Origin of the sequence: Streptomyces sp. LBL (assembly GCF_029893585.1) — a bacterium.
In the GTDB taxonomy this organism is placed as follows: Bacteria; Actinomycetota; Actinomycetes; order Streptomycetales; family Streptomycetaceae; genus Streptomyces.
In genome coordinates this window covers 163,948-187,483 of sequence record NZ_JARXYX010000015.1, presented here as the reverse complement: position 1 = coordinate 187,483, position 23,536 = coordinate 163,948, and the positions used below count along the sequence as shown (strand labels likewise).

Annotated in this window: 16 protein-coding genes; 8 read left to right on the top strand and 8 right to left on the bottom strand. The window is 70.2% G+C overall.

The features are described from left to right. Nucleotides 1-36: 36 nt before the first annotated feature. From M2271_RS20065 to M2271_RS20055, 3 genes are all read right to left on the bottom strand, one after another. Nucleotides 37-2,334 (bottom strand): Tat pathway signal sequence domain protein, encoded by a 2,298-nt coding sequence (locus tag M2271_RS20065; protein WP_280888637.1) that lies wholly within the window; start codon nt 2,332-2,334, stop codon nt 37-39. A gap of 680 nt (nt 2,335-3,014) precedes the next feature. Further along, entirely contained in the window at nt 3,015-4,292 is a 1,278-nt protein-coding gene (locus M2271_RS20060; protein ID WP_280888636.1) for an alginate lyase family protein, read from the bottom strand. Nucleotides 4,293-4,367: 75 nt separating this feature from the next. Then, complete coding sequence (locus tag M2271_RS20055) at nt 4,368-6,074, bottom strand: glycosyl hydrolase family 28-related protein (protein ID WP_280888659.1); 1,707 nt, start codon at nt 6,072-6,074, stop codon at nt 4,368-4,370. Between the two features lie 405 nt (nt 6,075-6,479). On the opposite strand from M2271_RS20055, the gene M2271_RS20050 reads away from it, so the two are divergent. From M2271_RS20050 to M2271_RS20040, 3 genes are all read left to right on the top strand, one after another. Further along, a complete protein-coding gene (locus M2271_RS20050) occupies nt 6,480-7,673 on the top strand; it encodes a glutamate--cysteine ligase (protein WP_280888635.1) in 1,194 nt (397 codons plus the stop codon). A 295-nt stretch (nt 7,674-7,968) separates the two neighbouring features. Next, complete coding sequence (locus tag M2271_RS20045; protein WP_280888634.1) at nt 7,969-9,753, top strand: N-acetylglutaminylglutamine amidotransferase; 1,785 nt, start codon at nt 7,969-7,971, stop codon at nt 9,751-9,753. 146 nt (nt 9,754-9,899) lie between these two features. After that, nucleotides 9,900-11,963, top strand: coding sequence for a prolyl oligopeptidase family serine peptidase (locus M2271_RS20040; RefSeq protein ID WP_280888658.1), 2,064 nt, complete (start codon nt 9,900-9,902; stop codon nt 11,961-11,963). 112 nt (nt 11,964-12,075) lie between these two features. Here M2271_RS20040 and M2271_RS20035 read toward each other — a convergent pair whose 3' ends face one another. Together M2271_RS20035 and M2271_RS20030 are read right to left on the bottom strand one after the other, a co-directional pair. Next, nucleotides 12,076-14,424: an alpha-L-fucosidase gene (locus M2271_RS20035; protein WP_280888633.1), complete on the bottom strand. Its 2,349-nt coding sequence runs from the start codon at nt 14,422-14,424 to the stop codon at nt 12,076-12,078. 181 nt (nt 14,425-14,605) lie between these two features. Beyond that, nucleotides 14,606-15,391, bottom strand: a complete 786-nt coding sequence (locus tag M2271_RS20030; protein ID WP_280888632.1) for a helix-turn-helix transcriptional regulator — start codon at nt 15,389-15,391, stop codon at nt 14,606-14,608. A 73-nt stretch (nt 15,392-15,464) separates the two neighbouring features. Here M2271_RS20030 and M2271_RS20025 point away from each other — a divergent pair, with 73 nt between their 5' ends. Together M2271_RS20025 and M2271_RS20020 are read left to right on the top strand one after the other, a co-directional pair. Next, complete coding sequence (locus M2271_RS20025; RefSeq protein ID WP_280888631.1) at nt 15,465-16,283, top strand: phytanoyl-CoA dioxygenase family protein; 819 nt, start codon at nt 15,465-15,467, stop codon at nt 16,281-16,283. Next, nucleotides 16,280-16,543, top strand: a complete 264-nt coding sequence (locus tag M2271_RS20020; protein ID WP_280888630.1) for a hypothetical protein — start codon at nt 16,280-16,282, stop codon at nt 16,541-16,543. The genes M2271_RS20025 and M2271_RS20020 overlap by 4 nt, the downstream gene beginning before the upstream one ends. Nucleotides 16,544-16,630: 87 nt before the next feature. Here the strand turns inward: M2271_RS20020 and htpG are convergent, their stop codons facing one another. Both htpG and M2271_RS20010 read right to left on the bottom strand, forming a co-directional pair. Next, nucleotides 16,631-18,532 carry a molecular chaperone HtpG gene (htpG, locus tag M2271_RS20015; RefSeq protein ID WP_280888629.1) on the bottom strand — a complete coding sequence of 634 codons (1,902 nt, stop codon included), beginning with the start codon at nt 18,530-18,532 and terminating at the stop codon, nt 16,631-16,633. A gap of 158 nt (nt 18,533-18,690) precedes the next feature. Next, entirely contained in the window at nt 18,691-19,443 is a 753-nt protein-coding gene (locus M2271_RS20010; protein ID WP_280888657.1) for an IclR family transcriptional regulator, read from the bottom strand. Nucleotides 19,444-19,667: 224 nt separating this feature from the next. Between M2271_RS20010 and mhpD the strand changes: the two genes are divergently transcribed. Genes mhpD through dmpG form a run of 3 tightly spaced genes read left to right on the top strand, consistent with a single transcriptional unit; the run spans nt 19,668 to nt 22,497 of the window. Continuing rightward, complete coding sequence (gene mhpD / locus M2271_RS20005) at nt 19,668-20,489, top strand: 2-keto-4-pentenoate hydratase (RefSeq protein ID WP_280888628.1); 822 nt, start codon at nt 19,668-19,670, stop codon at nt 20,487-20,489. Then, the gene (locus M2271_RS20000) at nt 20,486-21,469 is read left to right on the top strand and encodes an acetaldehyde dehydrogenase (acetylating) (RefSeq protein ID WP_280888627.1); all 984 of its coding nucleotides are present in this window, start codon (nt 20,486-20,488) and stop codon (nt 21,467-21,469) included. The genes mhpD and M2271_RS20000 overlap by 4 nt, the downstream gene beginning before the upstream one ends. Beyond that, a complete protein-coding gene (gene dmpG / locus M2271_RS19995) occupies nt 21,466-22,497 on the top strand; it encodes a 4-hydroxy-2-oxovalerate aldolase (protein ID WP_280888626.1) in 1,032 nt (343 codons plus the stop codon). Before M2271_RS20000 ends, dmpG begins: the two co-directional genes overlap by 4 nt. 115 nt (nt 22,498-22,612) lie before the next feature. Here dmpG and M2271_RS19990 read toward each other — a convergent pair whose 3' ends face one another. After that, nucleotides 22,613-23,500, bottom strand: a complete 888-nt coding sequence (locus tag M2271_RS19990; RefSeq protein ID WP_280888625.1) for a sugar phosphate isomerase/epimerase — start codon at nt 23,498-23,500, stop codon at nt 22,613-22,615. Nucleotides 23,501-23,536: the final 36 nt, after the last annotated feature.

The following is a 23,536-nucleotide window of genomic DNA, read 5'->3' as shown; positions in this document are numbered from 1 at the left end:
GCCCCGGCGTGGGAAGTGCTGGGATCCGCTGTCGAGTTACGGCAGTCCCCAAGGCTCGCCGGGCTCGCTCACGTCGACGGGAGCTATGTCGAGATCGGGTCGTGCCCCGGTGTACAGCAGGACCTCGCGGCCCTTGGGGAGGTCGACGACGAGGGTGCCCTCGGATGTCGTGCGGGTGTGTGCCGGGCTGCCGTCGTCGAGGACGGCGGTCAGTCGGCCGGCGGGCAGTCCGTGGCGGAGTTCGAGCGGCTCGCCCGCCAGGCTGCGTACGCGGACGAAACGGGTGGTCCCTCCGGTGCGGACCGCGCTGACCAGGAAGGCCCCCTGGGTGCGGAAGTCGTGGAGGGTGACGTCGGACCAGGAGGGCGGGACGGCGGGGAAGACCCGGATGACGCCGCCCCAGCTCTGGCAGAGCATGTCGTGCAGGGACTGCGACGCCGACAGCGGTGTCTCGATGACCGGACCGGCCTCGGTGTAGTGCGTGTTGGGGCGGCACGGGAAGCGTGTGGTGGGGTCGAAGAACTTCTTCAGATACGTCAGTGCCACCTCGCCGCGGCCCATCATCGCGTACAGCGACGCGGCACCCGTGTAGCTGTATCCGCGGTGGGCGCCGGTCAGCGCGTGCCAGCGCACGACCGACTTCTCGATCAGTTCCCGCTGCTCCGGCTGGTCCCAGTTCACCAGGTACAGCGGGTAGACCATGAGCAGGTGCGAGTAGTGGCGGTGGGACTGGGCGTACGGGGTGTCGCCCCCGATCATGAAGCCGTTCTCGTCGACCGGGTACGGCGTCAGTTTGGCCAGCACCTCCTGCCAGCGGCTCTTCAGCGGGTCGTCGACCTTCAGGCGTGCTGTCGCCTCCAGGAGCGCGGTGCATCCCCAACGGATGAGCGCCAGGTCGTAGTTGGTGTCCCTCGGGGGCACCACCGGGTATTCCGGCGACAGTGTCGACGGCAGGTGCAGCTTGCCGTCGTCGCCCGGCTGGAGGAAGTGCAGGTAGTAGTTGATCGCGCGGCGCAGCAGCGGGTACACCGTGTCGCGCAGGAGCGCCTTGTCCATGGAGTGCCGGTAACTCAGCCAGACGTTGTGCAACGCCCAGGTCAGGTCGCCCACTTCGGCGCCGGTGCCGGGCGTGCCGACGCTGCGGTTGGCGAACATGTCGGAACTGCGACCGACTCCGGCGCTGTCCGACTCGTACGCGGTGGGCACGTTCGCGGCCAACTGCTCCTGGCTCTGCCGGAGGGTGCTGGCGAGCGAGTCGAGTTCCAGGTGGTTGGAGCCGTGGATGAGCCAGTACTCGAGCTGGACGTTGAGGTTCCACCACACGGCCGGCCAGGGGGTGGGTTCCAGCCACGGCCCGGAGGTGGCCATCACGGGGCCGCCCTCGCGGCTGGCCGACGCCACCTTGTACAACTGGATCCAGTGGAAGCTCTGCAGCCGCTCGTCGGGAATCGAGACGAAGCTCTTGCGGTAGAACGCTTGCCACCAGCGGGTGTGTTCCTTGCGGAGCGTCCCGTAGCCGGCGGCGCGCTGGATCTTCCGCAGCGAGTCGTCGCCGGCCCGGGTGTTCGAGGGGTGGCTGTGGGCGACGTTGAGCACGAGGGTGTCGCCGGAGCGGCGGTAGGCCGTGGCGGTCTGGCCGCCGCCGACGAGCGGCTGGAGGACCTGTTCGACATCGCCGGTGGTCCGTGTGGTCCAGGGCGGGTTGGCCACGTATCCGGCCGGTGGCGCCTCCTGGATCTTGCGCGGGCTGATGGCCTCCTCGGGATGGAAGGTCCAGCGGACCTTCTCGCCACCGCCGGCCGTCACGCGCGCGGCGAAGATCCCGTCGTGGATGAGAGCGGCGAGTGTCAGGGTGCCCTTGTCCGTGGTGACGGTGCCGGTCAGTTCGGCGTTCCACAGGCTCAGACGCCAGTCGACGGCTGTGATGGTGCCGACCGGGTCGAGGGTCAGGTGTCCCACGGGCAGCCGGGCGGTGCCCCAGCCGCTGCCGAACTCCGGGCGGTGGTCCTGCACTTCCGCGTGCTGAACCGTGAACCGGATGCTGTTCGTGTCCGGTTCCCGGTACACCATGCTGCCCAGCCGGCCGTCACCCAGGAACGGGCCCTCGTGCCAGACCGTGGGCAGCTTGCGCCACAGCAGGTCCTGCCCGCGCAGGAAGTCGGCCCATGCGCCGTCGGAGTCCATACGGTTGCGGAGTCGCCAGGAACCTCCGGGCGCGAGGCCGGCCCCGGCGGCGGGTGTGGCAGAGGTGGGCTCAGCCTGAGCAACTCCGGGGAGAGCGGCGGCTGTTGTGCCGCCCAGAACGGATCCGAGCACAACTCTTCTAGAGGTCATTGCGGGGGTGCCTCCAAGATGCGGGCAGTTCCTGACATTGCGTGATCCACACGCCGGGCGTGTCCCGGCCCGGGGGTGATCGCGGGGGTGGCGGCGAGGCAGGGCGCGGTGGGCGCCCTCGACGGCGCACGGCTCACCGGGTCCAGTGCGAGGGGGTGCGGAAGCGTGCCTCGGCCCGGCCGTAATGAGGGCATGCCAATAGGCGCTTCCTGCTCAGGTGATTCATCGGATCTATCTCTCGGTGGAGAGTAGAGGCGGCCATCAGTGAGGTCAACGGTCTCAACACTTCGAAGAAAGATCCGATGTAAGAGGGTGAGTGGAACGTCACCAGAGTGGACGGAGCGGGTCATCGGACCGGGGAGTTTCTTGGACAGGCGTCTGGTCGGTTCCAGCGGCACGGGGAGGTGTCAGCAGCAACTGCTCCAGCCGGTCGTGGGCAGCAACTGCTCCAGCCGGTCGTGGTCCAGGAGGACCAGCGCTCGGCTCAAGGCGCAACGACGAGCGTGGGCCCGGGCCCGGCAAGCGCTGGGCCCGGGCCCGCGTGGGTGCCCTGCGGGCCCGGAGTCGGCAGCGAGCCGCCGACCCCGGGCCCCGCGCAGTGCGTCGCCCCAGGGGGCTCTTCGCGACCTGCTCATGTACGGACTCTTGGCCTGATCGATCCTGATCCGGGGGCGTACGGGTCACCCCGCGATGGAGTCCAGTTGCTCGGCCGCCGGGCGCAGGGCCCACAGGTCGCCGCCGGGAGGTGCCTCCAGTGACCGAACGGCTCTTTGCGCGCGCGGGTCTCCGGCGTCGGCGGCCGCGTGTACGACGTCCGTTGCCGCGAACCGGTGGAATTCGAGCTCCGGATGCGACCAGGCGGAGGCTGCCGTCGCGGCGGGCAACAGGTAGTCCACCGCCTTGAACAGGCCCTGTCCGTCCGGGCCCTGGTACGCCCACAGGTCTACGCCGACGTGTCGGCCGATGGCCGCGAGCCGGCTGTAGGCGACCAGGGTGAAGGTGGAGTAGTGCCAACTCCGGGTGCGGGCCAGTTCCTGGGGCAGGCTGCCGTCGGATGAGATCTGCGGCGTGATGCGCTTGCTCCGGGCGTTCAGGACCGTTCGGCGGGCCAACTCCGTGTCGCCGGTCGCGTAGGCGAGACCGGCGAGCTGCATGTCGAAGAAGGTGCCGTGGTTGTTGGTGGCGGCGGCTTCCTCGCTGCCGAAGTCGCTGTTCTTGAGCCAGCCGAGGAAGTCCTTGTTCCACTTCTTCATGCTCGTGCGATCCGTCCTGGTCCAGCCGGGGGCGCCGGTGTCCAGAAGGGCGAGCGCGTCGAGGACGCTCGTGTACGACTGGGAGAAGTCGATGATGCCGATGGCGCGACCGTCGTACTTGCAGGGGATGAACTGGGCGTGGTTCAGGTTCGGGTTCATCCTGGTGTCCGGGTCGAGGAACCAGGTGCGCAGTATCTGGCCGGCCTTCTCGGCGTACCGCTTCTCGCCCGTGTAGTACCAGGCGAGGGAGAGGTCGTAGGAGGAGTCGAAGGTCTTTTCGACGTCCTGGCGGTCGGTGCCGGAATCGACCTCGGGATTGCGCTGGCCGTCGCGCTGCACGTACGGGCAGCCCCAGGGGTTGTCGGAGGTCGGCGGTGTGGAGGGCCACCAGTACGGGGCCTGGCTGAGGTAGTCGTGGGTGTCGCCGCCGGGAGCGGGTCTGGGCTTGTCGACCACCGTCCAGGGTCCCTGGTCCAGCCATTTGTCGGCGCGGGTCGTCAACGCCTCGACGGATCGCCGCAGTTGCGGGTCGCCGCGGTCCAGGCGGATCTTCGTCTGCTGCAGACGGGCGCCGTCCAGGACGGCGGTGTGCGGGGCCTTGGGGGTGGGGTGTGGCGTCACCCGCGCCGAGGCCGTGGGGACGGCTACGGTGGTGAACGCGGCCAGGGCCACCAGGAGAGCGCCCAGGCGCGGTCTTGCGCTCATCAATCCACTCCGTTCATGTAGGTGAACACACGGTCAGGCGATTGCCCAAGGTGAGGTACGTCGTCCTGGGCCGTGCTAGTGCCTGTCGCGGCACTGGAGCTCGCGCTGGGCCTCGTACAGGTTGCGCGGTCGTACCGCACGGGGGCTTGCGTACAGTTCCAGGCGTGCGTGCAGGTCGCCGGTGAAATCGGGGACGTCGATCTGGTCGAACTCGCTGACCTCGTTGATGGCGACGGTGGCGGAGTATGGCGCCAGGGTGTCGATTTTCATCAGGCCCGCCCGGCCGTTGGTGACGCGGATGTTCCAGTGCGTGAAGCGGGCGCCGAACAGCGGACCGGCGCTGGCGTCACCACCGTGGCGGCCGTTGTTGGTCACGGTGATGTCGGTACGGACATTGGCGAAGGGCAGGCCGCGGTGGCTGTCGAAGGTGCCCATCCGCATGTCGCCGCGCGACCAGACGTTGTACGAGGACAGTCCCTCGACATTGATGCCGTGCAGTTGGGTGTTCGACGGTGCGGGGCTGGTGCGCTCGTCGATCGCGAAGTCCTCGATGAGGTTGTCGTGCGATCCCTCACGGCAGAAGTAGGGGTGATGGGATCCGCGGCCCGTGACGCGCGTTCGGCGCAGGGTGCACGCGGAGGCGGCCACCAGGCCGAATCCGTTGTCGACGTGCCGGACCGTCACGTCGTCCACCCAGCAGTCGTACGCGCACTGCAGGACGACGCCGTTGTAGCCCTTGTCCAGCAGGTGCTGCTGTTGCGGAGTCTCCACCGCCTCCAGGGTCAGACCCTCGACGCCCGAGTTCGACAACTCCGTGACGTGGGTGGTCAGCCGGGGGTTCCACTCCGGACGTACGTCGAGCGGGAGCGGGCGTTCCAGGGTGACCTTCCGGCCGCGGATGTGGGCGATGCGGACGGGCCATTCGTAGGGCACGTACGACGTCAGTTTCGTCTTGTCGTCCCAGAGATAGGCCTCCGGTCCCGGCCCGCCGCCGCTCATGTGCTCAAGGAGCGTGTGGTCCGCGTCGTCGGCGAGCCGGAGGAGGACCAGGGCGCCGGGCCGCAGTGACGACGTGTCCGCCACCGTCACCGTCCAGGAGCCCTGCCGTGCCGGTGCGACCGTCGTGAGCGTCCGCCACTCGTCGCGCTTGTTGCCCGTCCAGCCCTCGAAGGGCCACGCCTTCGCCCTGATCGCGCCGACGAGCGAGGTCCAACGCGCTTCGGGGGCCAGCCAGATCAGGCCGCCCGCCCAGGACCAGGACGACTTGTCGCCGCCGTAACGGGAGCCGTACACGCCGATCAGTTCGGTGAGGTTCTTCGTCGCGTACAGCTTGGTGCGGCCGCTGCCGGCGCCCTTGAGGCGCACGTTCGAGTGGTTCACCCGGATCACGTCGTCGATACGGAACACGCCGGGCGGGATGGTGACCGTACCACCCCCGGCCCGGCCGGCGGCGGCGATGGCACGGTTGATGGCGGGGGCGCAGTCGGTCCTGCCGTCCGCCACGGCACCGAAGGCGCGTACGTCGAAGACGCCGGGGCGGCGGGGGAGGCGCACCGCTCCGCCGTGGCAACCCGCTCGGCCGACGTACGGGATCTGTGGGTGGGTGAACGGTGTGCGGCTGAACTCCCGCCACAGGGCCGGGACGACCGGCGCGGTACTCGAGTCGACGCCCACCGCGCTGCCGGCGCCGGCCGTCGCGGTACCGGCGGCGGACATCACCGTACCGGCGCCGGCCACGACGGCGACGGCGCTTCCCAGCAGAGATCGCCTGGTCATGCCCATGACATCCGGGTTGCCTACGGCACCGGTGTGCACGTTTCTCATGCCGGCTGCCCTTCCCATATTTTCATGGATGTGAACGACGTTCATGTCTGCGTCGGCGGAGAGCATGCCATGACCCACTTGAGCGCGAAAGAGGGTGTGCAGGGTTTATCTGCTCGACGCCACGGCCCTCGTCCCCGTAAGGCGCGCGGACGTGACCCTTGCGCGGGCGTGACCCTCGTTCGAGCGACGGCTCCCGCCGGCGGAACGCCCTTCTCCAAGGGAACAGTCAAAGCCGCGACATGGTACCTGTCGCTCATCTGTGGCGCATCTGCGACAGATGCGCGTCGCTGCGCTTACGTATCGCTGTCCTGGGAACTCGGAGGTCACCACGAGGAAGGCGTTCAGGCACCCCAGGGAGTGACTGTGAGCATTCGTATCGGTGTGGAGGAAGAATTCCACGTCCTGGAGGTGGAGAGCGGGCTGCTCGTGCCGCGCGCCGCCCCCGTCCTGCGACGGCTTCCCCGGCGGAACTTCACGACCGAGTTGCACCGGTCCACCGTGGAGTCGAACAGCGGGGTGCACACGTCGTTGCACGCGCTGCACGCGGACCTCGCCAGAACGAGACATCGGCTCGATGCGGCCGCCTCCTCGCTGGGACTCGCGGTGGTGGCCGCGGGGACGGCGCCGTTGGCACCCGGTGCCTCGGCGCACCCCACCGCCGACGCGCGCTACCGACACATGGTCCAGGAGTACGCCAAGGTCGCCGAGGAGCAGCTCATCTGCGGCGCGCAGGTCCACGTAGACGTCCCCGACCGCGACACGGCGGTACGGGTGATGTGCGCCGTCTCTCCCTGGCTGCCCGTGCTCCTGGCGATCTCCGCCAGCTCACCGTTCTGGCAGGCGTCGGACACGGGCTACGCCAGTTGGCGCACGCTGTTGTGGCAACGTTGGCCCACCGCGGGCCCGGCCGGCTGTTTCGCGAGCGCGGCCGAGTACGACGCCGCGGTGCGCGATCTCGTTCGCGCCGGGATCATCAGCGACGCGGGGATGATCTACTACGACGTACGCCCGTCCGCGCATCTGCGGACGCTGGAACTCCGTATCTGTGACGCCTGTCCGCGGGTGGAGACCGTCGTGCTCATCGCCGGGCTGTTCCGCGCTCTGGTGACCGAGGCACGCGGGCGGCTCCAGGCGGGCGGTGCATGGGCGTGCGACGGCCGGCACGAGTGGCTGCGCGGCGCCACCTGGCGAGCGGCCCGGTCCGGCCTGGAGGGCACCCTGGTGGACCCGGAGACCCGCCTGGAGGCGCCCGCGCCGCAGGTCGTACGGAAGCTGCTCGCTCGACTGCGCCCCGCTCTCGACGCCCACGGGGACTGGCAGACGGTGCGGGCCCTGGCGAACGCCGTCCTCGCCGACGGCAGCGCCGCTCGGCGCATGCGCCGTACAGCGCAGGAAGAGGATCTGCTGGCCTGTGTGGACCTGCTGATCGCCGAAACCCGCGGCGAACGCCGAACCCCCAGGCCGCCATCGCTCGGCCGGACGAACGTCCCGTCCTCCGGCACCGACACGCCAGGCCCCCCTGGCGGCCCCGGAGCACCGGAGGCCATCGGCCGCTGACATGCCGGTGAACGCTATGAGGTCGGCACAGCTCGTCCGCGTCGCGGGTGCGTCGCATCGACTCCCGCGGCTCCCGCAGCGGGCCCGCCACGACATGCGCGCCCGGCCGATTCGGCGAGACTCGAGTGGACGGCAAAAACCGCTCCGCCCGACCCCCGTCGGCCCTACCACGTCCCCCCTCACCCACCTGCTTCAGGAGAGGTTTCGTCATGTCCAGCAGCACCGCCCGGATCGTTACCGGAAGGCGGGACCCGGGATTCCCGACTTACAGTGACTCGAAGGGAGGCGACGCCTCATGTGTGGTCTGAGCGGGGAGATCCGCTTCGACGGTCGGCGACCCGACCTCGCGGCCGTCGAGCGCATGAGTGACCGGCTCGCCCCCCGCGGGCCCGACGGCCGGGGCATCTGGACGCGCGGCGCGGTGGCCCTGGGGCACCGCCGGCTGAAGATCATCGACCTGTCGGACCTCGGAGCGCAGCCGATGACCGACGCCCGGGGCGAGATCACCGGCGTCTTCAACGGCTGTGTGTACAACTACCAGGAACTGCGCGAAGAACTCCGGAGTCTGGGCCACCACTTCGAGTCGACGTCCGACACCGAGGTCGTACTGAAGGCCTACCGGCAGTGGGGAACAGCCTGCGTCGAACACTTCCTCGGCATGTTCGCCTTCGTCCTCGTGGAGCACCGCACCGGCCGTGTGGTGCTGGGCCGCGACCGGCTCGGGATCAAGCCCCTGTACCTGGCGCGGACGCCGGGACGGCTGCGGTTCGCCTCCTCGCTTCCGGCCCTCCTCGCCGCCGGGGACGTGGACAGCTCCCTCGATCCGGTGGCCCTCCACCAGTACCTGAGCTGGCACGCCACGGTGGCGGCGCCACGCACCGTCCTCAACGGCGTGCGCAAACTCCCGCCGGCCACCGTGCGCGTCGTGGAGCCGGACGGCACCCACCGCGACCACCGCTACTGGCAACCGTCCTACACCCGCCGGCCCGAGTACGCCGACATGGCCCCGGACGAATGGCGCGACGCGGTGCTGGAGGCCCTGCGTACGGCCGTACGCCGTCGGATGGTCGCCGACGTACCGGTCGGTGTCCTGCTCTCCGGCGGACTGGACTCCAGCCTGATCGTCGCGCTGCTGGCCGACGAGGGCCAGCGCGACCTGATGACGTTCAGCGTGGGCTTCGAGGCGGAGGGCGGCGAGCAGGGCGACGAGTTCTGGTACTCGGATCTGGTGGCCCGGGAGTTCGGCACCGACCACCGTCGCCTGATGGTCCCCTCCGACCGGGTGTCGGCGGCGCTGGACGGGGCGGTCGCGGCGATGAGCGAGCCGATGATCAGCCACGACGTGGTCGCCTTCTACCTGCTGTCCGAGCAGGTCTCCAAGGAGGTGAAGGTCGTACAGAGCGGGCAGGGTGCCGACGAGGTGTTCGCCGGCTACCACTGGTATCCGCAGCTCGCCGAGGTCGCCCGCGAGGAGGAACCGGACCGGTACGCCGAGACGTACTTCGACCGGCCGCACGCCGATCTCGCCCGGATCCTGCAGCCCCACCTGCTGCGCCCCGACGACGTCTCGGGCCGCTTCGTCAAGGACCACATGGCGGTACCCGGCGCGCAGACCGCCCTGGACGCGGCCCTTCGGCTGGACACGCACATCATGCTCGTCGACGACCCCGTCAAGCGGGTCGACAACATGACCATGGCCTGGGGCCTGGAGGCCCGCGTGCCGTTCCTCGACCACGAACTGGTGGAGCTGGCCGCGGCCTGCCCGCCGGAACAGAAACTGGCCGACGGAGGCAAGGGAGTACTGAAGGCAGCCGGCCGAAAGCTCCTGCCCCCCGAGATCGTCGACCGGCCCAAGGGCTACTTCCCGGTCCCGGCCATCAAGCACATGGCGGGCCCCGTCCTGGACCGGGTGCGCTCGGCGATGGAGGCACCCGAGGCGAAAAAGCGCGGTGTCTTCCAGGAGTCGTACGTGGCCGAGCTCCTCGCGGCGCCCGACGAGCACCGGACCAGACGCGGAGCCAACGCGCTGTGGCAGGTAGCTTTGCTGGAGATATGGCTGCAGACGCACGGAATCAAGTGACCGACGACCTCGGCACCCGAGCCCCGCACGCCCGGCCACCGGCCGACCCGCACCCCGAGACACCCGACCTCGTGGCGCAGGCTCCGCCGCCGGACACCCGGGCGGCGGACGCGCACGGGCCCGCCCTCGCCGCCGCCCCCGCGCCGGTGCCGGTGCCGTTGCCCGAGGCGGGAGGCCCGCGGGACGCGGTGACCCGGCTGCACGCGCACGGCTGCTGGTATCCCTCCGCCGACGCCGACGGCACCCAGGTGGCTTTCATCTGCGACCGGGGCGGCGTCCCCCAGCTGTGGGCCGGGCCCGTGGACGGTGACGAGGTCCGGCTGCTCGACTCCTCCCCGGACCCCGTCAAGGAGGTGTCCTGGTCACCCGACGGCCGCTGGATCGCGTACACCACCGCACCGGGCGGCGCCGAGCACTCACGGGTGCTGTGCGTGCGGCCCGACGGCACCGACCGCCGCATCCTGGCCGGCGCGGACCCCGGCAGCTCCGCCTATCTGGGCTGCTGGACCCACGACGGCTCAGCCGTCGCCGTCACCCTCGCCGCACCGGCCACCGGCACGCACGTCGACGGTCAGGGACCCACCTCGGTGGAGCCCGATCCGACCGGCACCCCCCTGCCACCCGACTGGACCGACCGGGACGGCCACGCCACGCTCCTCGGCGGGGCCCGGTACGACGCCGCACCGCGGACGGCACCGGCCCCGACGCCGTTCGACCTGACGACCCTCGCGGCACCGGCGGTCCGGTCCGGCGGCGGCCTGTCGGCCTACCTGATCGATCCCGACGGTCCGGCCTCCCCGGTACTGCTCGCCACGGAAACGCACGCCGCCACCCTGCGCGTGTGCGACCTCAGCCGCGACGGCACGCTCGCACTGCTGCGCCGGGGGCCGCGCGGACGGCGGGAGGCGGTCGTCCGGCGTACGGCCGACGCGGCGACGACATCCACCCTTCCGGTCGCCGACGGCGACCCCTGGATCGGCCGGTTCTCTCCCGACGGGCGGACGCTGTGGCTGCGCAGCAACGCCGACCGGGAGTACGCGGCGCTGTTCGCGGTCGCTCTGGGCGCCGACGGCGAGCCGCGGGGCAGGGCGGTCGTGGCGGAGCGCGCGGACAGCGACCTGGAACTGCTGTCGATGGCCCAGGACGGCCGCACGGCCGTGCTGGCCTGGAACGTACAGGGCGCCAGCGAACTCGAACTCGTCGAGACCTTCCCGGCCCCACGGGCCCCCGACCGTACGGGACCGGCCCGGCACCTCTCCCTGCCGCACGAGGTCGTCACGCGTGTCACGGCGGCCGGGCCCGGGCGACTGCTGCTCGCGCTGTCCGGTTCGCAACGCCGTCCGGGTGTGTGGTGGGCGCACGAAGGCGTGGCCCTGCTCCGCACCCCGTGGTCCTCCCGCGACGAGGACGCCGTTCCGCCGGGCCGCCCGCCCGTGCGCCCCGTCCCCCTGCGCCTCGGGGCGCGCGACGGGCTGCCCCTGAGCGGCTGGTACTACCGGGCCCCCGGGCGGGCCGCGGGCGAGCCGGCCCCCTGCGTCGTCCACCTGCACGGCGGTCCCGAGGAGCAGGAACGCCCCGTGTTCAACCCCCTCTACCACGAGCTCCTCGGGCGCGGGCTGGACGTCTTCGCCCCCGATGTCCGCGGCTCCTCAGGACACGGCCGGTCGTTCGTCGACGCCGACCTGGGCGCCGGCCGCTTCGCCGCGCTGGACGACGTCTCGGACTGCGCGGCCCACGCGGTGACGGCGGGACTCGCGGACCCGACCCGGCTGGCGGTCATGGGGCGCTCGTACGGCGGGTATCTGACCTTCGCCTCCCTCGTGTGGCACCCGGATCTGTTCCGCACCGGCATCGCCGTGTGCGGCATGTCCGACCTGCTGACGTTCTTCGCCGGTACGGAGCCCTGGCTCGCGGAGTCGGCGGCACACAAGTACGGGCATCCCGAGCGCGACCGCGAACTGCTGCACGCCCTCTCCCCGGCGCACCGCGTCGACGCCCTGCGTGTCCCGTTCCTCGCCGTCCACGGCGAACACGACACCAACGTGCCGCCGGGGGAGTCCGAGCAGTTCGTACGGGCCGCGCGCGAACGCGGTGTCCCCGCCGAACTCCTCACCCTGCGCGAGGAGGGCCACGACTTCCTGCGCGCGGACAGCCGGCGACTGTTCCGCCGGGCCGCCGCGGACTGGATGGAACGACACCTTCGCGTCTGAGCCCCCGGCGGCACCGGGTTCTTGGGACCGGTGCCGCCGGGGGGCTTCGCAACCGGCGCGACACCGGTCGTCCTTGCTGTGGCCTGTTACCTGTGGTCTGTGGCCCGCGGCCTCAGACCTTCCACTCCACCTTGAAGACCCAGGCGTGCTGACCGGCCTTCCGGGCGGCCGCGGGGACGTCGATCACCAGAGCGCCGTTGCTGACGGTCCAGGTCAGGGCACGCCCGTAACCGAGCATCGTCACCTTGTCGCCGCTGCGGATCGGGACCGGTGCCTCGACGGTGAGCTTGGCGCCCGGCTCGGCGAGGGAGTGGATGTAGAAGGCCTTGTTCGGGCGGACGGTGAACCTGAGGTCCTCGCCCAGTTCGGCCATCCGGGACCAGTACGTGGTGTCGTAGATCGCCTCTCCGTTGGTGCGCAGCCAGTGGCCCGTCTCGCGCAGCCGGGTCTGCATGATCTCGGGGATGGTGCCGTCGGCGCGGGGGCCGATGTCGAGCAGGAAGTTGCCGTTCTTGGAGACGATGTCGACGAGGCTCCGCACGACCTGCTCGGTCGTCATGTAGGCGTCGTCCGGTGTCGCCTGGTTGTAGCCGTAGCTGTGCGGGTCCAGGCCGCGGCTGGACTCCCACTTGGCGACGACCGTGTTGTCGTACGTCGTGTACTCGGGTGTCGTGTAGTCGTGGAAGGCGATGCCCGAACGGTCGTTGACGGTGACGTCGATGGGCCGGGCCCGGTTCTTCGCGTGGTTGAAGTACTCGGCGAGGACATGGAGGCTGTCGTTGGCGCCGCCGATGTCACACCAGATGACCTCCGGGTCGTAGCCCTCGATCAGCTCCAGCATCTGCGGGGCCTGGTAGTCCTTCACGAAGTCCTTGCCCGCGGTGTAGCCCGTGTAGGGCACCGGCTCCTGGGTGTACGGATTGCGCGGGGGGTGGCCCGTCCAGGGGTTGTCCGGGTTGAACCACTCGGGCATGGAGAAGTAGAGCCCGCGGTGGAGTTCGGGGGTGTACCGCCGGGACGCGTCGAAGAGTTCCTTGACGAGGTCCCGCTTCGGACCCATCTTCACCGAGTTGCGGTCCGAGACCTTCGTGTCCCACAGGGCGAAGCCCTCATGGTGCTTCGAGGTCAGGACGTGGTACTGCGCTCCCGCGTCCCGGAACAGTTCGACCCAGGCGCGCGGATCGAACTTCTTCGCCGTGAACATCGGGATGAAGTCGTCGTAGGCGAAGTTCTCGCCGTACTTCTCGCGGTGGTACGCGTAGACGGGGTTCGTGGAATTCTGCAGGCTGTCCCAGTACCACTCGGCGTACTGCTCACCGACCGGCGACCAGGCGGGCACCGAGTAGACGCCCCAGTGGATGAAGATGCCGAACTTGGCGCTCTGGAACCAGTACGGCGCCTGGTGGCCGGAGAGGGAGGTCGCCGTGGGCTGGTAGTCGGGGACCCCGAGGGCCAACCGGCTTTTCCTCGACGCCGCTTGAGCGCCGCGGCCGGTGACGGTCACGGAGCCGTCCTGGGCCGTACCGGGGGCGATGCCCGCACGGTTGCGGATGCCGACGTGGACCCGGGCCTGCTCGCCGGGGTCCAGACGCAGGACGGGGGCGGGCTCGACGGTGCGTGCCCCCGGCACGTTGACACCGACCGACACGCCGTCCGCGGCCAGGACCGCGACGGTCCCCGCGTTGACGACGGTGGCCTCGACGCTCTGGGCACCGCTGGACTCGAGCAGCGAGTTGGTGGAGCGGGCCTCGCGCAGGGTCAGCGCGCGTCCCTGAGCGGCGGGTTGCAAGGACAGCGCGAAGACGTGCAGGGACGTCTTGTCCACCTCCGCCGGGTTGGTGACCGGCAGGGTGATCGCGACCGCCTCCCGCCGCGGGTCGAGCCACACCTCGGACGTCCCGATCCCGACGCTGTGGGGGTCCTTGGTGCCGTCCGGCGCGTAGCGGTAGGGCGCCGACAGCGATCCGCCCGTGGCGTACCAGTCGGCTCCGCCGAGGCCGGCGGTCGTGGTCGTGCCGTCCGCGTAGTGGACCGTGACCTTGCCGGAGGCGCTGCCGTAGCTGCCCGCGGTGAGGAAGACCGCGGAGAGGTAATGGGCCTTGGGGAGATCGATGCGCTGGCCGAGTGCGACGACGTTGTTCTTCGCGCCGGCGGTCGAGCTGGGGAAGAGGAAGGGCACACCGTCGACCTCGATACGGCCTGCGGGGAGTTCCTCGCCCGGGAACGTGTAGCCCGAGCCGTCGAAGTCGCCGCCTGGTGCGGAGGCGCTGGAGATGGCGTCGTTGTCGTAGACGGCGTCGAGCGGAACGGGGACGGGGTCGGGGACGGGAGCCCACGGTCCGGTCTGCTCGGCGACTGGCTCGGCGGCGTGGGCGCCGGTGGCCGTGGCGAGGGGAAGGGCTGCGGAGGCGGTGACTCCGGCCGCGACTCCCAGGACCTGACGTCTCGGGTACGTACTCATGAGTGGCTCCAATTCATCGGATGTCTGATACTTCAGTGAGCTCCATGAGCTGTCAACCGTGCAGGAGGAGGTGCCTGTCCAGGAAATAGGTAGGATGGCTATGGTTTGTTGCCCACGTCAGGCTTGATACTCCGTCGGGTCGACTGTCCCTCATGTCCCCCGCCGCGCCTCGAAGGACGGCTCAGCTCTGTCTCACCGTGGCCCCGGCCTCGCGTACGGCACGCGGGCCCGCGCCCAGTTCGCGTCGGCAGGCCTTGTTGAACGCCTGCAGGTCGGCGATGCCCACCGCGGCCGCGACGGCCGGGATCGGCAGGGTGGAGGCGAGCAGCAGATGACGGGCGCGCTCCAGCCGCCGGTGGCGGACGTAGGCGACGACCGTCTGGCCGGTTTCGGCGCGGAACAGCCTGGTCAGATGGGTGTGCGAGACGCCGGCCGCGCGAGCGATGTCGGGCACGGCCAACGGGTCGGCCAGCCGCTCCTCGACGTAGGCCTGGGCAGCGGCCACGACGGGGTGCTGCCGCCCGTCGTGAACGGAGCCGGTCAAATGGGCGACGTGCCAGAGCACCGTCCAGACCTCGGCGGACGCCCGCGCGGGTGAGACGGGCACCGCGGCGACCGCGTGTCTGAGCAGATGGGCCAACAGGGCGCCCTCGGCCGCGGCGTCCTGCATGACCGGCACCCTGTGCGGCGCGTCGGTGTCCGCGAGGCGCAGATGGGCGTACAGATGCTCCGATCGGCCGCGGTAATGGAAGTGCACCTCCGTGTCCGGCGGAACCAGGCTCACATGTCCGGGCCGGACGGGGTGGACGGCGCCGCCCACGGAGAGGGCGCCCGAGTAGTTGTAGAGATGCAGTTGCCACAGGTCGGGCAGCCGGAAGACCTCGTGCGCCGTGGAGACTCCGTGCACGCCGACACCCGCGTTCACCACCTCCGGCGGCGCGTCGAGTGAGAGGCGTACGTGCTCCATGGGAGCGGAAATTTACCAGTAGTCGGCGAATGCGTCCCACGACCGTGCGGGATCCACGCCCTACATTCGTCGCATGTCCACCACTCCACAGCTACTCACCTCGGTGCAGATGGCGCGCTTCGTCGCGCAGGGTTTTCTGCGCCTGGACGGGATCGTGCCGCGGGAGATCAACGAGAGGGCCGTCGAGGCCCTGTCGGCCGGGATGCCCGGGCTGCCGTACGGCACTCCGCTGTCGAAGGCGTTCGCCCAGGGCACGTTCGTCCACGAACTGCTCTCCCTGCCCGTCGTGTCCGGCGCCCTGCAGAGCCTGGTCGGACCCGATCCGACGGTCGACCACCACGCGGTGCACGTGCGCGAACCGCACGAGGGCACTGCTCAGGACCTGCACGGGGACGCGATCATCGACGTCCGGCCCGACGCGTTCGACGTCCAGCTCATGTACTACCCGCATGAGGTGACCCGCGACATGGGAGGCACCCTCAGCGTGCCGGGAAGCCACCTGCGGCGCGTCAACGAGACGGACATCGGGCGCGTCCAGAACCTGCGCGGGCAGACCCGACTCACCTGCCCGGCCGGGACAGTGGTCCTGGTCCATCACGGGATCTGGCACAGCGGTCGCCGCAACGACACCGAACGGCGGCGGTACATGTACAAGGTCCGCTTCAATCCGACCGTGCCGCAGGTCCGTCTGTGGGACACCTCCGACCTGCACGATCCCGCCGTGCCGACGGAACTCGGCACCCGCTTCCCGTGGTACGAACAGGCCACCGCCCGGCTGGAGATCTACAACCGGGTCCTGCTGTGGCGTGCGCTGACCGGGGACGACTCCTTCGACGTCGAGTACTGGGTCACTCGCGTCAGCAACCGGCCGACCCTGAGGAGCCACGCGTGAAACAGCAGGTCCTGGTGCTCTATCTGGCCTCCTCGGCCCTGGACGCCGACGTGGTGGGCTGGTCCCGCTACGACGGCACCGGCGCCTCCCGTCCGACGACCGGGGACAGCGACGAGCCGCCGTACCAGACAGGCCTCGCCGCCCTGCGGGACGGATGGCGACTGTTCCAGGCCTCCCAGCTGCTGCCACCGCACCCCGGTCACGAGTACGACACGTCGTTCCTCAAACACGAGTTCCTGTTCGAGAAGCTGGAGGGCTGACCGGCGGCAGCCGCGGCAACACCGTGAACTGAGCCGCCCGGCGGTCCACCGCGACCGCCGGGCGTCCCCTGGCTGCGTCCGCCCCGCTTACAACGTGCGTTCCAGACGGTCCGCCACCATCTTCACGAAGTGCGCGGGGTCGGCCGGCCGGCCGCCCTCCGCCAGGACGGCCAGGGAGTACAGCAACTGGGCGGTCTCGGTGAGGCCGGAGCGGTCCTCGCGATCCCGGTACGCCTGGTTCAGGCCCTTCACCAGCTGGTGGTCGGCGTTGAGTTCGAGAATGCGCTTGGTACGCGGCACCTCTTGCCCCATGGCCCGGTACATGTTCTCCAGCGCCGGTGTCAGATCCTGCGCGTCAGCGACGACGCAGGCCGGCGACACCGTCAGGCGCGACGACAGCCGCACCTCCTTGACGTCCTCGTCCAGCTCCTGGCTCATCCAGCCGAGCAGGTCCGCGTACTCCTCGGCCTGCTTCTCCCGCTCGTCCTCGGACGTCTTGTCACCCTGCGCACCGAGGTCGATCTCCCCCTTGGCGATCGACTGAAGCCGCTTGCCCTCGAACTCGCCCACCGCGTCGACCCACACCTCGTCGACGGGATCGGTGAGCAGGAGCACCTCGATGCCCCGCTCCCGGAAGGCCTCCATGTGCGGGGAGTTGTCGATGCTCTGCCGGGACCCGCCGGTGATGTAGTAGATGTTCTCCTGCCCGTCCGGCACCCGCTCCACGTACTGCTTCAGCGTGACCGTCTCGTCCTCGCCGTGCGTGGTCGCGAACGACGACACCGCGAGAACGGCGTCGCGGTTGTCGGAGTCGGTGATGAGCCCTTCCTTCACCACCGCGCCGAACTCCCGCCAGAACGTGGCGTAACGCTCGGGGTCGCCGGCCATCATGCTCTTGACCGACGACAGCACCTTCTTCGTCAGCCGCCGCTGCATCATCCGGATGTGCCGGTCCTGTTGCAGGATCTCGCGGGAGACGTTGAGCGAGAGGTCCTGCGCGTCGACCACGCCCTTGACGAAGCGGAGATACGGAGGCAGCAGCGCCTCGCAGTCGTCCATGATGAACACGCGCTTGACATACAACTGCACCCCGCGCTTGAAGTCCTGCGTGAACAGGTCGTGCGGGGCATGCGCCGGGACGAACAGCAGGGCCTGGTACTCGAACGTCCCCTCGGCCTGCAACTGGATGGTCTCCAGCGGGTCGCGCCAGTCGTGGCTGATGTGCTTGTACAGCTCGTGGTACTCGTCCTCGGACACCTCGTCGCGTGAACGCGCCCAGAGCGCCTTCATCGAGTTCAGCGTCTCGGGTTCGGCCGGTCCGCCGTCCTCGCTCCCCGCTTCCCCGACCAGCTTGACCGGCCAGGTGATGAAGTCCGAGTAGCGCTTGACGATCTCCTTGATCTTCCACACCGAGGTGTAGTCGTGCAGCTGGTTGTCGGGGTCGGCCGGCTTGAGACGCAGCGTGACCGAGGTGCCCTGCGGCGCGTTGTCGGCGTGCTCCAGGGTGTACGTGCCCTCGCCGCTGGACGTCCAGCGGGTGCCCTTCTTCTCGCCTGCGCGCCGCGTCAGCAGGGTGACCTCGTCCGCCACCATGAAGCCGGAGTAGAAGCCGACACCGAACTGGCCGATCAGTCCCTCCGCGCCGGCCGTGTCCTGTGCCTCCCGCAACTCCCGGAGGAACTCGGCCGTGCCCGAGTTGGCGATCGTGCCGATGAGCTGTCCGACCTCCTCGTACGACATCCCGACGCCGTTGTCGCGCACCGTGAGCGTACGGGCGTCCTTGTCGATCTCGAGCTCGATGTGCAGGTCGGAGATGTCGGCGTCGAGTGAGTCGTCCCGCAGTACGGCCAGACGCAGCTTGTCCAGCGCGTCGGAGGCGTTGGAGACGAGCTCACGGAGGAAGACGTCCTTGTTCGAGTAGACCGAGTGGATCATCAGCTGGAGCAGCTGACGGGCCTCTACCTGGAACTCAAACGTTTCGGTCGACATGGTTCGCGCTTACCTCACTTGACTTGGTCGATGGATCACCGGTCACCGGTGCAGTCACTGTAATCAAACCCCTGCAGTGAAGCGCGAAGTTCCCCTGCGAAGTTCCCCTGTGAAGTCCTCTTGCGAAGTTCTCCTGCACGGCAGGCCGGACGAAGAGCTCACGTCGAGGCGCGGGCGCCTCCCTGCGCGTCCCGGCCCGTACGCAGCACCCGCGACAGGCCCAGGGCGGCCGTCCGCACGGCGGGCGCCAGTTGGGCCGGGTGATACCGGGCTCGCGGCACGGCCACCGACAGCGCCGCCACAGCCGTCGGTCCGTCGAAGACGGGCGCGGCGATACAGCTGACGCCGAGAGCCGCCTCCTGCTCCTCGTAGGCGAGGCCGGACACCTGGACCTGCTCGATGGCGGTACGCAGCCGCGCCGGGTCGGTGACCGAGTGCGGGGTGAGCCGGGCCAGCGGCCGGGCCAGTACGTTGTCGGTCAGCTCGGTGCCGGAGAACGCCAGCAGCGCCTTGCCGACCCCGGTACACGTCAGCGGGAGCCGGCCGCCGATGCGAGATGGCAGGGCCAGGGCCTGATGGCCGTGGATCCGCTCGATGTAGACCACGTCGTGTCCGTCCCGCACCCCGAGGTGCACGGTCTCGTGCGTGGCCTCGAAGAGGTCCTGGAGGAAGGGCAGCGCCGTCTCCCGCAGATCGAGCCGGCGCGGGACCAGCGAACCCAGTTCGAAGAGCGCGCCGCCCAGCCGGTAGGTCTCCGCCTCGCGCTCTAGCAGACCGAGGCGCACCAGGTCGGCGCAGAGCCGGAACACGGTGGCCTTGGCGAGTCCCGTACGCGCGGTGAGTTCTGTGAGGCGGAACGCGCCCCCGGCCGGACGGAAGCAGTCGAGGATCGCCACCGCCTTTTCGAGCATGTTCCCGTTCGCGCTGTTCCGTGTCATGGAACATATTTTGCCGCGGTGCGGAGCCCGCGCCTATACCTGAGATGCGCGGATGTGACGGCCGCCGTCCCCTCCGCCGAACATCTGGCACCATGCGCCGTTCGCGGTGCCCCGTTTCGCTGTGTCCCGTTCACTCCAGGAGGTAGCCGCATGCTCGTCCCCCACTCTCGCCGTACCGCTCCGGGCCGGAGGCGGGCATGAACGCTCACGCCTCCGCCGACGCCGTGACCAGGGCGGCGGCCGTCCTGGACGAAGCCGTCCGCACCGGCGTCCCCTGCTCCCCGGTGCGCCATGTCCTGCCCGAAGCGGACATCGACGCCGCCTACGCCGTACAACGGCGGTACGTCGAGCGTGCCGTCACCGCGGGCCGGCGGCTGGTGGGCCGCAAGATCGGTCTGACGTCACCCGCCGTGCAACGCCAGCTCGGCGTCGACCAGCCCGACTTCGGAGCGCTCTTCGCCGACATGGCCGTGCCCGAGGGGGCCTCGATCGCTCCCGGTCGCCTCCTGCAGCCCAAGGTCGAGGCGGAGGTCGCTCTGGTGCTGGGCGCGGACCTCCCGCACCGGGACCCGACGGTCGCCGACCTGCTGCGGGCCACGGCGTTCGCCCTGCCCGCGCTGGAGATCGTCGACAGCCGGATCGCCGACTGGGACATCACCATCGTCGACACCGTCGCCGACAACGCCTCCAGCGGCCTGTTCGTCCTCGGCGGCACCCCCGTACCGCTCGACCGGGTCGACCTGCGCGGCGTACGGATGACCCTGACCAGGAACGGCGAGACCGTCTCGCAGGGCACCGGCGCCGACTGTCTCGGCAGCCCGCTCACCGCCGCCCTCTGGCTCGCCTCCACCCTCGCCCGCCTCGGTGAGCCGCTGCGGGCCGGTGACATCGTCCTGACCGGCGCGCTCGGCCCGATGGTGGTCGCCGCCGAAGGCGACGAGTTCACCGCGCACATCGAAGGCCTCGGCACGGTCGGCGCCGCGTTCGCGGCCGCCGCCACGGAAGGAACCGGAGCATGACCACCACTCCCCGGGCCCCACGGCCCACCGCCGGCCCGACCAGGGTCGCCGTCATCGGTTCGGGCAACATCGGCACCGACCTGATGATCAAGGTCCTGCGGCTGTCCGACTCCCTGGAGATCGCCGCCATGGCGGGCATCGACCCCGACTCCGACGGCCTGGCCCGTGCCCGCCGCCTGAAGGTCGCCACCACCCACCAGGGCGTCGAAGGGCTCGTCGCCCTGGACGAGTTCGCCGACGTGGAGATCGTCTTCGACGCCACCTCCGCCGGCGCCCACCGCCGCCACGACGAGGTGCTGCGCTCCCTGGGACGTACGGTCGTCGACCTGACGCCCGCCGCGCTCGGCCCCTACGTCGTGCCGCCGGTCAACGGCGACGCCCATCTGGACGCGCCGAACGTCAACATGGTCACCTGCGGTGGGCAGGCCACCATCCCCGTGGTCGCCGCCGTCGCCGCCGTGACCCCGGTGCACTACGGGGAGATCGTCGCCTCCATCTCCTCCCGCTCGGCCGGTCCCGGGACCCGGGCCAACATCGACGAGTTCACCGAGACCACCTCCGCGGCCATCGAGAAGGTCGGCGGCGCGACCCGCGGCAAGGCCATCATCGTCCTCAACCCCGCCGAGCCCCCGCTGATCATGCGGGACACCGTGCACTGCCTGGTCGGCGACTGCGACGACGCCGCGGTCATCGCCTCGGTGGAGGAGATGGTCACCCGCGTCCAGGCCTACGTCCCCGGCTACCGCCTCAAGCAGAAGGTGCAGTTCGACCGGGTCGTCGCCGACGACCCGCTGCGCTCCCTGCTCCCGGAGGCATCCCGCTCCGGCGAGGCCGCCAAGGTGTCGGTGTTCCTCGAAGTGGAGGGCGCCGCCCACTACCTGCCCGCCTACGCCGGCAACCTCGACATCATGACCTCGGCAGCCCTGCGCACCGCCGAGCGCATGGCCGCACACCGCTTGATGGAGGTGGTCTCCCGATGACCGCGCCCCGGCCGACCACCCTGTACGTGCAGGACGTGACCCTCAGGGACGGCATGCACGCCGTCCGCCACCGCTACACCGTCGACCAGGCCCGCACCATCGCCGCCGCCCTCGACACCGCCGGCGTCGCCGCGATCGAGATCGCCCACGGCGACGGCCTGTCAGGCTCCAGCATCACCTACGGCGTCGGCGCACACACCGACTGGGAGTGGATCGAGGCCGTCTGCGATGTCGTCCGGCACGCGGTGCCCACCACGCTGCTGCTGCCCGGCATCGGCACGCTGCACGACCTGAAGCAGGCCCACGCCCTGGGCATCCGCTCGGTCCGGGTCGCCACCCACTGCACCGAGGCCGACATCTCCGCCCAGCACATCGCCGCGGCCCGCGACCTGGGCATGGACGTGGCCGGGTTCCTCATGATGTCCCACATGGCCGAACCCGCCGAACTCGCCCGGCAGGCCGCGCTGATGGAGTCCTACGGCGCGCACGGCGTCTACGTCACCGACTCCGGCGGCCGCCTCACCATGGACGGCGTCCGCGACCGCGTCCGTGCCTACCGCGACGTCCTGTCCCCGGACACGGAGGTGGGCATCCACGCCCACCACAACCTCGGCCTGGGCGTGGCCAACTCGGTCGTCGCCGTCGAGAACGGCGTCACCCGCGTCGACGCCTCCCTCGCCGGCCAGGGCGCCGGTGCGGGCAACTGCCCGTTGGAGGCGTTCGTCGCCGTCGCGGACCTGATGGGCTGGGAGCACGGCTGCGACCTGTTCCCGCTGATGGACGCCGCCGACGACGTCGTACGGCCCCTGCAGGACCGCGAAGTACGGGTGGACCGCGAGACGCTCACCCTCGGCTACGCCGGCGTGTACTCCAGTTTCCTGCGCCATGCCGAGACCGCCGCCCGCCGCTACGGCATCGACACCCGGGCGATCCTGGTCGAGGTCGGCCGGCGCAAGATGGTCGGCGGCCAGGAGGACATGATCACCGACATCGCCCTCGACCTCGCGGCGGCCCGGACCACGCTCTGACGCTGATCGTGTGAAGAGCGGTGGTGCTGATGACACACCGACGCGGCGGCCCGTCACCCTCAGGTGACGGGCCGCCGCCGTGCACTGCCGTTACGTCTCTTGAAACCTCACGTGATCAGGTGGTCGTCGAGGGGAACGTGTCGTGCATCCAGCGCGCCGACGCGACGGCGCTGTCGTAGGGATCGGCGATGTCCGGGCAGTCGACCTCGACCATCAGCCAGCCGTCGAACGTGCTCGGCAGGTTGCCGAGGATCCCGGTGAGGTCGAGCTCGCCGCGACCGGGTTCCACCCACAGGCCGCCCATGACGGTCTGCTGATAGCCCCAGTCCTGTTCGCGGCCCTGGGCCGCCACACTGAGCCGGCAGTCCTTCACATGGACGAACGGAATCCGCTCCGCGTAGTCCGCGACGAACTTGCCGACGTCCGAGCCCGCCCACGCCAGGTGCCCGGTGTCGGGCAGGAAACCGAGCCGGGATGCCGGAATGGCGTCGAGCACCGCCCGGCCCTCCTCCTCGGTCTCGATCCAGGTGCCCACGTGCGGGTGCAGGTTGGGCCGGACGCCCTCGGCGACCATCGCGTCGGCGATCCTCGCGATCAACGCCGTCACGGCCTCGACGCGCGAGGGGTCGGCGTCGTACGCCTGCGCCGGGTGCGCCACGCGCGGCATGTCCTTGCCCATCGCCAGGCCGATACCGATCTGGGTCATGCCGAGTTCGGCGTGCTGGCGCGCGATGACGCCGGCGCTCGCGACGATGTCGTTCTCGTTGCCGTCCCGGCCGTCCGACCGGCACACGAAGTAGCCGGGTGCCAGAGCCAGGCCGGTCTCGTCCAGGGCCGCCAGATAGCGGTCGACGGTCCAGTCCGCCGGGACCTCGGCCATCACCGAGTCGAAACCGGCCTGCTTGATCAGCGACAGCAGCTGCGACCTTTCCGGTGCCTTGGACGGGTCGAGCCAGCCGTCGTCACTGGCCATCCACTGAATGGGGTTGAGCGCGATACGCATACGGGTTCCTCTCGGAAGGTGCGGCCAGAAGGGCGG